Source organism: Streptomyces sp. NPDC052701, assembly GCF_040678355.1.
In the GTDB taxonomy this organism is placed as follows: domain Bacteria; phylum Actinomycetota; class Actinomycetes; order Streptomycetales; family Streptomycetaceae; genus Streptomyces.
The window spans coordinates 118,507-130,308 of sequence record NZ_JBFATO010000001.1 but is presented as its reverse complement, the minus strand read 5'-3'; the positions used below and the strand labels follow the sequence as shown (position 1 = coordinate 130,308).

The following is an 11,802-nucleotide window of genomic DNA, read 5'->3' as shown; positions in this document are numbered from 1 at the left end:
GCCCCCGGCCCGCCGCCGCCCCCGGGCGGCGCCCGGCCGCCGTGCCGTGGGGCGCCGGCGCCCCACGGCACGGCGGTCGGGCACCGGCGTCACACAGTCATACGGGGGCCTGGTGCGCCTCCGCCACAGAGAACAGAGGGGGCGGTGCGGATGGCCGACACCACCGTGCGGATCGACGGGAACACGCTGCGGCTGCCGGGCGGGGTGGCGGTGCGGTTCGTCCGCACCCTGCGGCTGCCGGAGAGCGGCACCCATCCGCTGCCGCCGGGCCTGGGCGAGTTCCCCGTCCGGCGGGTCGCGGACCACCCGGACACGGTGCCCGCCGAGTGGCGGGCCCGCGGCGGCGTGATGCTGCCGGTGTACCTGCGCGAGGCCATGTGGCTGAGCTTCTCGGGCACCACGGAGCCGGCCGCCCTCCAGGTCGGGGTGGGCAAGGTGTGCGCGGTGTCGGGCCGCCCGTGGAGCGACCGTCTGGCGCGCACGCCGCAGAACTACGTGGTGCTCCCCCGCCAGCCCTGGCTGGACGGGATCAACTCCGGGAAGGGCACGGTCCGCCAGTTCGTGGCCGTGCCGCTGGGCCTCGGGGCGACCGTCGAGGGCCAGGTCACGGGCGAGGAGGTCTGGGGCGGCGTCCAGTTGCAGTCCTTCCCGCTGAACGACCGCGAGCTGGCGAACTGGCGCGAGCAGGAGCGGCGGCGCGCCGAGCAGGCCCGGGCGATCGTCCCGCCCGGTGCCTACGGTGCCCCGCCCGGTGCCTACGGTGCCGCGCCCGGTGCCTACGGTGCCGCGCCGCTGATGGCGGCACCGCCCGCGCCGGGTGCGGCGCCGGCGCCCGGCGCGGCTCCGGCGGCCCGGCCCCGGGGGGCCGCGGCCATGGGGCTCGGCGTCGGCGGCACCATGCGCCAGGAGGTCTACCAGGACGACCGGCCGCTGTCGGACTGGTCCGAGCGGCCCGCGGGACGGGTGTTCGTGCATCTGGTGACGCCTCCGGAGTGGCGCCGCATCACCGGCGAGGCACCCCCGCCGTCGCCGGTGGACCGGGCCGCGTACACGCGCGCGGGTCTGCCCTGGTTCGACTACTACGACCAGGACGCGCAGGACCTGGCCCCGACGGACACCCTGCAGACGGTCAAGCCGGTCGGCGACTGGCTCGGGGACGACCACGATCCCTGGCAGCCGCCCTCCCCGCAGCAGGTGAAGCCGCTCGGGCACGCGCCGGGCGCGCCGGTGGAGGACGGCGACTGGTAGCCGCCCGGGGGGTGTTGCACCGCGCGCAACGCGCGGTGCCGTTCTTGCACCCGGCGGGTGGTCCGGGTCAGGGTGGCTGTCACGACCGTGACGGCCGACGACCCGAGGTGCGCGGATGGGAAGCAGTGGCTGGAGCAGGCGGCGATTCGTCGGCGCCCTGACGGGGGCGGCCGCCGTGGCGGCCCTCCCGGGATGCGGCACGTCGGCGACACCCACCGGATCGGCGCCGCCGACGGGCGCCGGCGGCCGGACCGGGGCGGGCCCGAGTCCCTCGCGCGAGGCCCGCGGGCCCTCCGGCCCCCGCCCGCTCTACCTCGGCACCTACACCTCCGCCGAGGGCGGCGGCAGGGGCATCGGCCTGGCCTCGTACGACGCGAGGACCGGGCGGATCACCGGCACCGGCACGCTCACCGGCGTCGGTGACCCGTCGTATCTCGCGGTGCATCCGGACGGCCGCACCCTGTACGCGGTGAACGAGCGGCGAGACGGTGCCGTGACCGCCGTCCGCCTGTCCGACCGCACGGTTCTGGGCAGTCGGGGCACCGGCGGCGCGGGCCCCTGCCATCTGTCGGTGCATCCGGGCGGGCGCTGGCTGCTCAGCGCCAACTACACCTCCGGCAGCGTGGCCGTGCATCCGATCGAGGCCTCGGGGGCGCTCGGCGAGCGCACCGACCTGGTCACGCACTCCCGTCCGGCGCCCGGTCCGGGCCAGGACGGCCCGCACACCCACCAGTTCGTCACCAGCCCCGACGAGGGGCACGTCCTCGCCGTCGACCTGGGCACGGACACCGTCTACACCTACCGGCTCGACGAGCGGGCGGGCACGCTCACCGAGGTCGCGCGGGCGCACACGCGGCCCGGCGCCGGTCCGCGCCACCTCACCTTCCACCCCGGCGGCCGGTACGCCTACCTCGCCAACGAGGTGGACGACACGGTCGCCGTCTGCGCCTACGACCCGGAGTCCGGCCGTCTGACCGTCGGCGAGGCGCAGTCCACGGGCACGGGGTCCGGCACCAGCTACCCGGCGCAGATCCTGGTGACCGCGAACGGCTCGTACGCCTATCTCGCCAACCGCGGCCACAACAGCCTCACCCGCTACGCCGTCGAGGCGGACGGCGCCCGGCTCAGGCTGCTGGACACCGTGCCGGTGGGCGGCGACTTCCCCCGGCAGATCGCCTTCTCGCCGGACGGCGCGCTGCTGTTCGCGGCGAACCAGCGGTCCGGCACCGTGAGCGTGTTCCACGTGGACGAGAGCAGCGGGGCGCTGCGGCGGGCGGGCGAGCCGTTCGCCTCACCGGTCGCCGTCTGCGCGCTGCCGCTGTAGGGCCCGGGGGCAGACGGCGGCGCTCGCCTGCCCGAGCAGGACGTGCATGCGTTCGGTGAGCTGCGCGACGGTGTCGGCGGGCCGGTGGAACGGCAGCCGTACGTCGCCGTGGGCGCGGACGCGTTCGATGCGCAGGGTCAGTCCGTGCCGGTCGACGGCGAGCGGCTGGACCCGGACCGCGCCGTGCAGGCTGGCGGGCTCGACGAGGCGGGTGAGCCGCTCCACCGCGTCGGCGTGGCAGTCGGCGAGATGGGTCAGCAGCCGGGCCTCGGCCAGGGCGAGCGGGTCGGGCGCGGCGGCGGCGAACTCGTCGGGGTCGACGACCACGGCGCCCGAGGGCTGCCGCAGCACCACGCGGGTGGCCCGCAGGGCGAGTCCGCCGTCCTCGGGGGTGAGCCAGCCCGCGAGCCACAGCCGGGAGCGGATCCGCTTGCGCACCGGGACGGGCGCGACGTCGGCGAACTCCAGCACGGCGGACGGCTCGCCGCGGGGCGCGCAGATCGCGGCGGCGCGCAGGGCGCTGTCCTCGGGCACGTCGAGCAGTACCCGGCCGTCCCCGGTCACGGTGTGCGCCCCGACGAGTTCCTCACGGCTGCCTTCCGCGGTCACCGCGCAGGACCATGCGACGGCGAGCACCGAACGGGCCCGCTCCGCCGCGCCGGGCGCGGCCCTCCAGCCGTGGCTGTCGTCACCCATGCCAAACCTCCTTAGGTAAGCCTCACCTAACCTATCGGAGATCGGGGTGCACGCCAACCGGGCCGGGTGGTCCTTGCGGGGTGTTCCGGGGTGCGAGGAGACCCGGTGGGCGCGCACACGGATCGCGCCCGCCGGCGGGACGTCCGCGAGCCGCGCGGCCACGCCGGGCGGCCACGGCCCTCGCACGCCTTCGAGCCGTTCGGGACCGGGGCGCGGGCCCACACCGGGCGGCAGCCGGTCCCGCACGAGGCGACGTTCACCCCCGGCCCGCCGCTGCGCCGCCACGAGCCGCACCCCGGCCCACCGGCTGCGGGGCCTGTGCCGGTCCCTCCCGCGAGGGCCGCGGCCCCGGCCCCGGCGACCGGACCGCCGGACGGGCGGGCGGCCCGGTCGCCGGGGAGGCCGCGTCAGGCCCCCGTCGCCCAGTGCGCGGGACGGCCGACCGTCTCCGGCAGCCGGGTGCCGGCACTCCCCCGGGCCGCCTCGACCTGCGGCTGTGTGAGGAAGAACGCCCCGGTCAGGTCCGCGTCCGTGAGATCGGCGCCGCGCAGGTCGGCACCGATCAGATCGGCGCCGCGCAGGTCGGCGCCGGTGAGGTCGGCGGCGATCAGGTAAGCGCCGCGCAGACTGACGCCGCGCAGGTCGGCGCCCTTGAGCCGGGCGCCGATCAGGTCCGCGCCCCGGCGGTCCCTCCGGCGTCCGCGCACCCCCGCCCGCGCCAGTTCGCTGGACCTCAGCAGCAGGACGTCGACCTCCCGGCGGTGTGCCGCCACGTCCAGTGCGGCCAGTTCCTCCGGGGTCCGCCGGGTGAGCCGCTCGGTCTCGTCCAGGGCCCGGCGCAGCTCGGCGCGGACCGGGCGGGCCGCGGGCAGGGCCAGCGCCTCGGTCAGGTACCACAGCAGCTCGTGCAGGTGCCGTACGACCGGGAACACCTCGGCCATGCGGCGGGCGTGCCCGGGCGGCCCCGCGCGCCAGTCCCGGCCGCCGAAGGTGACCTGGGAGACCTTCTGCCCGGCGCCGAAGCAGTCGTAGACCGTGCAGCCGGCGAAACCTTCCTGCCGGAGCTTCGCGTGGATGCCGCACCGGTGGTCGTCGCGCAGGTTCGGGCAGGGCGTCCCCGCGTCCTTGTCGAGCGCGAAGTCCGCCGAGGCCGCGAACGGCAGGGCGACGCAGCACAGCCCGAAGCACCGGGCGCAGTCGCCGCGCAGTTCCGCCAGGCCGGCCGATGACTCTCGCATGCCGTTCAGCATACGGAACGGGAACTCCTCGCCGCGTTCCCGGGTCCACGGGACGCCCTCACGGGCCGGCCGGGGCCCCACCCGCCGCGAACTCCCCTTTTGCCCGCTCCTCCTGACGCGCCGTCACCTTGTGAACAGTTCGAAGGCCACCGCCGGCCCGCCCCCGAACCGCTCCCCCGTCTCCTCGGCGTACCGGGTGAGGAGACCGCGCACGTACGTCTCCGGGTCCTCGTCCGTCAACGCCTCGATGTAGGTGCGGTGTTCCAGCAGCGAGCGCACCGCGCGCTCCAGGCCGGGCGTCGCGTCCACGGCGTGCGTGGGCGTGCCGGAACCGGCGACGGCGACCCAGCGCACCCCGTTCCAGGGTTCGAGGCCCTGCCCGACCAGTTCGGGGAAGATCCACCGGTTGCCCGCGTCGGCCGCCGCGTCGAGCGTGGCGCGGCCGACGGCCACGTGGTCCGGGGTGTTCCAGACGGCACCGCCCCAGGTGTCGCGGTGGTTGAGGGTGATCACCAGTTCCGGTCGGTGGCGGCGGATCGCGGCGGCGATGTCGCGGCGCAGGGCGGTGCCGTACTCGACGACGCCGTCCCGGTGGTCGAGGAACTCCACCACCGACACCCCGACCACGGCCGCGCTCGCCCGCTGCTCCCGCTCCCGCAGCGGGCCGCACCGGGCGGGCTCCAGGGTGTCGATGCCCGCCTCGCCGCGGGTCGCCAGCAGGTAGGCGACCTCGCGGCCCTCGTCGGTCCACGCCGCGATCGCCGCCGAGCAGCCGTACTCGAGGTCGTCGGGGTGGGCCACGACGGCCAGGGCGCGCCGCCAGTCGGCGGGCATCGGCTCCAGCGGGGTCGTCGTCGGTTCCGTCATGTCCGCAGAGTAGCCCGCGGAGCAGCCGGCGGCACCGGCCGTCAGGCCTCGTCCCGGGCGAGCGCCAGCAGCCGGTCCAGGACCCGGGGGCCGCCGGCCCGCACGCCGTCGTGCTCGAACTCGTCGGTGACCCAGGTGCGCAGGCCGCGGACCGAGCGGGCGGTCCTGAGGGAGTGGTCCGCGTCGACGTACATGTCGTCGTGGTAGACGGCCGCCGCGACCGGGACCTCGTTGGCGGCGAGGCGGGCGGGGTCGTACAGGGGCGTCCAGTCGGTGCGGGCGGCGAGGAGCTCGGCGGTCTCGCGCAGCGGGCGCAGGGCCGGGTCGCAGTCGAACGTCCAGGGGTGGACCGACTCACCGGTGAACAGCAGCGGCTCGTCGCCCGCCAGGGCCTTGGCCGCGTCGAACCGCGGGAACTCGGCGCGGACCCGTTCGGCCGACCAGGCGGTGGGCCGGGCGTCCTGCGCGTAGCTCGCCTCGTGGACGAGCGCGTACAGCGGGTGGCCCGCGTACGACAGCAGACCCCGCGCCTGCTCCTGGAACGCGTCGGACAGTTCGAAGCCCTGCGGGGTGCGGACGAAGGCGTCCTCCAGGAGGTAGTGCAGGCGGTGGCTGCCGTCGCTGCCGCCGAGCAGGATGCCGAGGGACTGGAAGGCCTCCACGGTGAACCGGTAGCCGCCCGGCAGGACCACGTCGTGCGTGAGGAGGTGGTCGGCGATGCGGCGGGCCCGGTCGACGTCCTGCGGGTAGCGGGCGTAGTGCGCGGCGACCTTGCGCTCGATGCGCGGGAAGGCGGCGCGGTAGACGTCGTCGGCGTGGGCGTCCAGGGAGGGCAGACCGCCGGTGATCACGGCGGTGTCCAGGCCCTCGGGGGCGGTGGACAGGTACGTCACCGTGCAGAAGCCGCCGAAGCTCTGGCCGAGGACGGTCCAGGGGGCGCCGCCGGTGACCGCGGGGCGGATGGCCTCGCAGTCGCGGACGATCGAGTCCGCGCGGAAGTGCGCGAGGTAGTCGGCCTGCTCGGCGGGGCCGCCGCGCAGCGGCAGCGTCTGGCGGTTGGCGGGCGTGGAGCGGCCGGTGCCGCGCTGGTCGAGCAGCAGGACGCGGTACTCGTCCAGGGCGCGGCCGAGCCAGGCCTGCCGGCCGACGAACCGGTTCGCCCCGAAGCCCGGGCCGCCCTGGAGGTAGAGCAGCCACGGCAGGTCCTTGTCGCTCCTGTCGCTCGCGACGACCTCACGGGCGTAGAGCTCGATCGTCTCCCCGGCGGGGTCGTCGTGGTCGAGGGGCACGGTGAAGCTGCGGTCGGTGAGGACGACGCCGGGCTGGCGGTAGCTGATGCTCAACGGGGCTCCTGGGACGGAGGGTTTCGGGCCGTGTCCCAGTCCAGCACACGATCCCTCGCCGTCCGGCCCTCCGGGACCGCGACTTCTCGCCGGACGGCGGTTCAGCGGGCGGACAGGCTGGAGCGCCGCACCACCAGTTCGGGCTGGAGCACGACCCGCCGGTGCTCGTGCTTCCCGGCCGCGCCCTGCGCCTCGGTCTCCTCCAGGAGGAGTCCGGCGGCCAGGGCGCCCATCGTCACGGCGGGCTGCCGCACCGAGGTCAGCGGGACGGCCGCCGCGGCGGCGAACTCGATGTCGTCGTAGCCGACGATCGCGAGGTCGCCGGGGACGTCGACCCCGGCCGCGTACATGGCCTGCAGGACACCGAGGGCGAGCAGGTCGTTGGCGCAGAACACGGCGGTGGGGCGGTCGGCGAGGCCCAGCAGGCGGGCGCCGGCGTCCCGGCCGGCGGCGACGTCGAGCCGCTCGGTGGGCAGCTCGCGCAGCGCGCCGGGGCCGAGGCCCGCCTCGGCGAGCGCGTTCAGGGCGCCGGTGCGGCGGTCGCGGACCTGGTTGAGGCCGGGCGGGCCGCTGACGTACGCGATGGTGCGGTGCCCCGCGTCCACGAGGTGGCGTACGGCCAGGGCGCCGCCCGTCACGTCGTCGACGGAGACCGAGCACTCGGTGGTGCCCTCGGCGACCCGGTCGACCAGCACGAAGGGGATGCCGTGGCGGCGGAAGGCGGCGATGCCGCGGCCGCTCGCGTCCGTCGGGGTCAGCAGCACGCCCCGCACCCGCTGCTCGGCGAAGAGCGACAGGTACTCGGCCTCCTCGCCGGGGTCCTGGGCGCTGTTGCAGACCATCACGCCGAGCCCGGCCTCGCGCGCGGCGCGCTCGGCGCCGCGCGCCACGTCGACGAAGAAGGGGTTGCCCATGTCGAGGACGAGCAGCCCCATGATCCGGCTGCGGCCCGCGCGCAACTGGCGCGCGGACTCGCTGCGGACGTAGCCGAGCCGGTCGATCGCGGACAGCACCCGGGCCCGGGTCTCGGCGGCGACCGTCTCCGGGCGGTTGATCACGTTCGACACGGTGCCGACGGAGACTCCGGCGACGCGGGCGACGTCCTTGATACCGACCGACTGGGCCATCGGGCAGGGACCTCCAATGGGACGAGTCCAGGGGGACAGGGGGGCGGCCGGAGGGCCTTCACATTACCGTCATGCCGGTCCGGCGCGGCCGGTCGGGCGGGCGGCCGGAAGCCGGCGGCGCGCAGCGGCGAGGGGGCCGTGCCGCTGGGCCTCTCCTGGTACGGGACGGAGAGCGCCCCGTCCCGCGCGACGCGGGTCCCGGCGGCGACGACCTCGCCGAAGACATCGAGGCCGCCGCCTTCGGACGGCGGCCTCCGGCCGGTGCGGCCGAGGGTCCGGGTGCCGAGCGTGGTGGTGCCGGGCCAGATGCCGAGCGTGGTGGTGCCGGTCCGGGTGACCGACGGGCCGGGGCCGGCGGCGCGGGCGGTGCCGGGCGCCGCGGCCAGGCCCGGCGGGGCGGTGGCCGGCACGCTGCGCCTCTTCACGGGCGGTCTGCGATCGGTCGAGGTGGAAGACCCCGGTCAGGGGGTCATGGCCTCGTCGGGCCGGGCGCCGTCCAGCGACTCGGAGAACGGCGCCCTCTCCTTCTGCCGGCGGGCGTCGGCCTCGGTGGCGTCCATACCGGCCCGGGCGGCCCCGAAGTCCCCGGTCTCCAGGTGGCCGACGAGCAGCCCGTCCTCGCGCGGGAACGGCGAGCAGTCGCGCCGGCCGGTGTCCCGGAGCGCGTCCGGCATCCCGGGCCACACCCCGGCGTGCCGCTCGCGGTACTCGTCGAGCCGGTCCGCCCGGACCGTCAGCGGGACGCACACGCGGCGCGTCGACGCCCCTCCCCCGTCTCAGAAGTCGAACCGGTCGATGTTCTTCGCGTCGAACACGGTCGGCTTGCCGAGGCTGATCACGCCGTCCTCGCCGATGGTGTACTCGCCCATGGCGCCGGCCTCGAAGGTCTCGCCCTCCTTGCCGGTGATCTGCCCGGAGGCCAGCGCGACGGCGGTGCGCGCGGCCAGTTCGCCCAGCTTGGCCGGGTCCCACAGCTCGAACGCCTCGACGGTGCCGTTCTTGACGTACTTGCGCATGTCGTTGGGGGTGCCCAGGCCGGTCAGCTTGACCTTGCCCTTGTACTTGGAGCCCGACAGGTACTGGGCGGCGGCCTTGATGCCGACCGTGGTCGGGGAGATGATCCCCTTCAGGTCCGGGTGCTCCTGGAGCAGGCCCTGGGTCTGCTGGAAGGACTGCTGGGCGTCGTCGTTGCCGTAGGCGACCTCGACGAGCTTGACGTCCTTGTACCTGGGGTCCTTCAGCTCGTCCTTCATGAACTCGATCCAGGTGTTCTGGTTCGTCGCGGTCTGCGCGGCGGACAGGATCGCGATCTCGCCCTGGTAGCCGATCTGCTCCGCGAGCAGCTGCACCTCGGTGCGGCCCAGGTCCTCGGCGGACGCCTGCGAGACGAAGGCGTTGCGGCAGTCGGGCTTGGTGTCGGAGTCGTAGGTGACGACCTTGACGCCGTTCCTCATGGCCTGCTTCAGCGCGGTGCACAGGGCGCCGGGGTCCTGCGCGGAGACGGCCATCGCGTCGACCTGCTGCTGGGTGAGGGTGTTGACGTAGGAGACCTGGCCGGAGGTGTCGGTGGCGCTGGAGGGGCCGACCTCCTTGTAGCCGGAGCCGAGTTCCTTCAGGGCCTTCTCGCCGCCCTTGTCGGCCGTGGTGAAGTACGGGTTGTTGACCTGCTTGGGCAGGAAACCGACGGTCAGGCCCTTCTTGACGGCCGCGTTCGGGTCGGCCTCGCCGGCCGCGGCGGCCGGACCGCCCTCGTTCTGCACGTCCTTCTTGGTGGTGCCCCCGCAGGCGGTGGCGGCCAGGGCGAGGGAGGTGACGGCGGCGAGGGCCGCGCAGGTGCGGCGAAGGGTGCTCTTGCGCATGGCGGTGCTTCCTTTACGGGGTGGGCGAAAGGGTCAGGAGGCGGGCGTGGGCGCCTTGGGCACCGGGGCGGCTCGGCGCCCGGCCCTCGCGACGGCGATCTGCCGCGCGGCCCTCGGGCCGAGCACGGAGACGACGAGCAGGACTCCGGTGACGACGATCTGCGACTGGGCGGAGACGTCGACGAGGCTCATCACGTTCTGCAGCGCCCCGAGCAGGAAGACGCCCGCGATCGCACCGCCGAGCGTGCCCTTGCCGCCGTCGAAGTCGATGCCGCCCAGCAGCACGGCGGCGACGACGGACAGTTCCAGGCCGGTGGCGTTGTCGTAGCGGGCGCTGGCGTAGTGCAGGGTCCAGAAGACGCCGGTGAGGGAGGCCATCAGGCCGGTCGCCGTGAACAGGATCAGCTTCTGCCGCTTCACCCGGATCCCGGCGAAGCGCGCGGCCTCCTCACTGGCGCCGATCGCGAACAGCGACCGGCCGAACGGGGTGGCGTGCAGGGCGACCGCGGCGACGGCGAGCAGCACCAGGAACGGCGGGAGGGCGTACGGGACGAAGGTGTCGCCGATGCGTCCGGCCGCGAAGTCCAGGTACCGCGCGGGGAAGTCGGTCACCGCGTCCGATCCGAGCACGATCTGGGCGATGCCCCGGTAGGCGGCGAGCGTGCCGATGGTGACGGCCAGGGACGGCAGCCCGAGCCTGGTCACCAGCAGGCCGTTGACCAGGCCGCAGACCACGCCGAGCAGCAGGCAGACCGGGATGATCGCCTCGATCGCCATGCCCTGGTTCCACAGGGCGCCCATCACGGCGCCCGACAGGCCGGCCGTGGAGGCGACCGAGAGGTCGATCTCGCCGGAGACCACGAGCAGCGTCATCGGCAGGGCGATGAGCGCGATCGGCAGGGTGTTGCCGATCAGGAAGGACAGGTTGAGCGCGTTGCCGAAGCCGTCCACGAAGCCGAAGGAGAGCAGCAGGACGACGGTCAGGAGCGCGCCGACGGCCCCGTCCCACCTCCAGGAGGCGGGCCGGCGGATCGCGCGCGTGAGGGACTCAGGCATGGCGGGCGTTCCTCTTCTTCAGGGCCGAGGCCACGCGCAGCGCGACGACCCGGTCGACCGCGATGGCGAGGACGAGCAGGACGCCGTTGATGGCGAGGACCCAGACGGAGCTGACGCCGAGGGCGGGCAGCGCGCTGTTGACGGAGGTCAGCAGCAGCGCGCCGAGGGCGGCGCCGTAGACGCTGCCGGAGCCGCCGGTGAAGACGACGCCGCCGACCACGACCGCGCTGACGACGGTGAGTTCGTAGCCGTTGCCGGTGCCGGAGTCGACGTTGCCGAACCGGGCCAGGTACAGGACACCGGCGAGTCCGGCGAGCGCCCCGCAGAAGGTGTACGCGGCGAGGATCCGCCTGCGGACCGGGATGCCGGCGAGCCGGGCGGCCTCGGGGTTGGAGCCGAGCGCGTACAGCTCGCGTCCGCCGCCGAAGTGCCTGAGGCAGTACGCGGTCGCCACCAGGACGGCCAGGGCGATCAGCGCCAGGTACGGCACCGCCCGGATGCCGCCGGATCCGAAGTCGACGAATCCGCCGGGCAGGTCGGCCGCGGTGATCTGGCGGGAGCCGACCCAGACGGAGTCGATGCCGCGGATGATGTAGAGCGTGCCGAGGGTGACCACGAGCGCGGGCACCTGGCCGAGGCTGACGAGCAGGCCGTTGAGCAGGCCGAGGCCGACGCCCATGAGGACCGCGAGCAGCACGGCCACCACGGGGCCGCCGCCGCCCTGGAGGTACGTGCCGGCGGCGAAGGCGCTGATGCCGAGGGTGGAGCCGACCGACAGGTCGACGTTGCGGGTGATGACCACCAGGGACTGGCCGGTGGCGACCAGCACCAGGATGGTGGCGTTCAGCAGCAGGTCCTTGACGCCCTGCTCGGACAGGAACTCGCTGTTGCCCGCCTGGGTGACGGCGATCATCACCAGGAGGACGGCGCCGATGGCGAGCTCGCGCATCCTGAGGACGCGGTCGACCAGGCGGGTGCCGCCGGACCGGGGCTCCTCGGCGACGGTCGCGTGGTCGGGTGCGGTGACCGTCATGCGGCGGCCCT

The 11,802-nt window shown here is 75.0% G+C and carries 10 protein-coding genes and 1 pseudogene; 2 read left to right on the top strand and 9 right to left on the bottom strand.

Features of this window, described 5'->3' with window-relative positions:
• The first annotated feature begins 150 nt into the window (after positions 1 to 150).
• Together AB0L29_RS00585 and AB0L29_RS00580 are read left to right on the top strand one after the other, a co-directional pair.
• Positions 151 to 1,248, top strand: a complete 1,098-nt coding sequence (locus AB0L29_RS00585) for a hypothetical protein (protein ID WP_365821790.1) — start codon at positions 151 to 153, stop codon at positions 1,246 to 1,248.
• Between the two features lie 115 nt (positions 1,249 to 1,363).
• On the top strand, positions 1,364 to 2,572 hold the full coding sequence (locus AB0L29_RS00580; protein WP_365821789.1) for a lactonase family protein: 1,209 nt from the start codon (positions 1,364 to 1,366) through the stop codon (positions 2,570 to 2,572).
• On the opposite strand, the gene AB0L29_RS00575 is transcribed toward AB0L29_RS00580, so the two are convergent.
• The 9 genes and pseudogenes from AB0L29_RS00575 to AB0L29_RS00535 all read right to left on the bottom strand — a co-directional run bounded on the left by AB0L29_RS00575 (position 2,540) and on the right by AB0L29_RS00535 (position 11,791).
• The gene (locus AB0L29_RS00575; protein ID WP_365821787.1) at positions 2,540 to 3,268 is read right to left on the bottom strand and encodes a DUF2470 domain-containing protein; all 729 of its coding nucleotides are present in this window, start codon (positions 3,266 to 3,268) and stop codon (positions 2,540 to 2,542) included. The genes AB0L29_RS00580 and AB0L29_RS00575 overlap by 33 nt on opposite strands.
• A 407-nt stretch (positions 3,269 to 3,675) precedes the next feature.
• Positions 3,676 to 4,518 carry a pentapeptide repeat-containing protein gene (locus AB0L29_RS00570; protein ID WP_365821785.1) on the bottom strand — a complete coding sequence of 281 codons (843 nt, stop codon included), beginning with the start codon at positions 4,516 to 4,518 and terminating at the stop codon, positions 3,676 to 3,678.
• Between the two features lie 111 nt (positions 4,519 to 4,629).
• Positions 4,630 to 5,373 (bottom strand): PIG-L deacetylase family protein, encoded by a 744-nt coding sequence (locus AB0L29_RS00565; RefSeq protein WP_365821783.1) that lies wholly within the window; start codon positions 5,371 to 5,373, stop codon positions 4,630 to 4,632.
• A gap of 41 nt (positions 5,374 to 5,414) precedes the next feature.
• Positions 5,415 to 6,716: an alpha/beta fold hydrolase gene (locus tag AB0L29_RS00560; RefSeq protein ID WP_365821781.1), complete on the bottom strand. Its 1,302-nt coding sequence runs from the start codon at positions 6,714 to 6,716 to the stop codon at positions 5,415 to 5,417.
• 101 nt (positions 6,717 to 6,817) lie between these two features.
• Entirely contained in the window at positions 6,818 to 7,843 is a 1,026-nt protein-coding gene (locus AB0L29_RS00555) for a LacI family DNA-binding transcriptional regulator (protein ID WP_365821779.1), read from the bottom strand.
• Between the two features lie 444 nt (positions 7,844 to 8,287).
• Positions 8,288 to 8,592, bottom strand: a pseudogene (locus AB0L29_RS00550) (L-rhamnose mutarotase); the annotation flags it as partial.
• Between the two features lie 27 nt (positions 8,593 to 8,619).
• The gene (gene rhaS / locus AB0L29_RS00545; RefSeq protein ID WP_365821777.1) at positions 8,620 to 9,702 is read right to left on the bottom strand and encodes a rhamnose ABC transporter substrate-binding protein; all 1,083 of its coding nucleotides are present in this window, start codon (positions 9,700 to 9,702) and stop codon (positions 8,620 to 8,622) included.
• A 33-nt stretch (positions 9,703 to 9,735) separates the two neighbouring features.
• On the bottom strand, positions 9,736 to 10,758 hold the full coding sequence (locus tag AB0L29_RS00540; protein ID WP_365821775.1) for an ABC transporter permease: 1,023 nt from the start codon (positions 10,756 to 10,758) through the stop codon (positions 9,736 to 9,738).
• On the bottom strand, positions 10,751 to 11,791 hold the full coding sequence (locus tag AB0L29_RS00535) for an ABC transporter permease (RefSeq protein ID WP_365821773.1): 1,041 nt from the start codon (positions 11,789 to 11,791) through the stop codon (positions 10,751 to 10,753). The genes AB0L29_RS00540 and AB0L29_RS00535 overlap by 8 nt, the downstream gene beginning before the upstream one ends.
• Between the last annotated feature and the right edge of the window lie 11 nt (positions 11,792 to 11,802).

Coding starts and splice junctions, on each gene's coding strand:
- AB0L29_RS00585 (WP_365821790.1), top strand. CDS start 151: ATGGCCGACACCACCGTGCGGATCGACGGGAACACGCTGCGGCTGCCG.
- AB0L29_RS00580 (WP_365821789.1), top strand. CDS start 1,364: ATGGGAAGCAGTGGCTGGAGCAGGCGGCGATTCGTCGGCGCCCTGACG.
- AB0L29_RS00575 (WP_365821787.1), bottom strand. CDS start 3,268: ATGGGTGACGACAGCCACGGCTGGAGGGCCGCGCCCGGCGCGGCGGAG.
- AB0L29_RS00570 (WP_365821785.1), bottom strand. CDS start 4,518: ATGCTGAACGGCATGCGAGAGTCATCGGCCGGCCTGGCGGAACTGCGC.
- AB0L29_RS00565 (WP_365821783.1), bottom strand. CDS start 5,373: ATGACGGAACCGACGACGACCCCGCTGGAGCCGATGCCCGCCGACTGG.
- AB0L29_RS00555 (WP_365821779.1), bottom strand. CDS start 7,843: ATGGCCCAGTCGGTCGGTATCAAGGACGTCGCCCGCGTCGCCGGAGTC.
- rhaS (WP_365821777.1), bottom strand. CDS start 9,702: ATGCGCAAGAGCACCCTTCGCCGCACCTGCGCGGCCCTCGCCGCCGTC.
- AB0L29_RS00540 (WP_365821775.1), bottom strand. CDS start 10,758: ATGCCTGAGTCCCTCACGCGCGCGATCCGCCGGCCCGCCTCCTGGAGG.
- AB0L29_RS00535 (WP_365821773.1), bottom strand. CDS start 11,791: ATGACGGTCACCGCACCCGACCACGCGACCGTCGCCGAGGAGCCCCGG.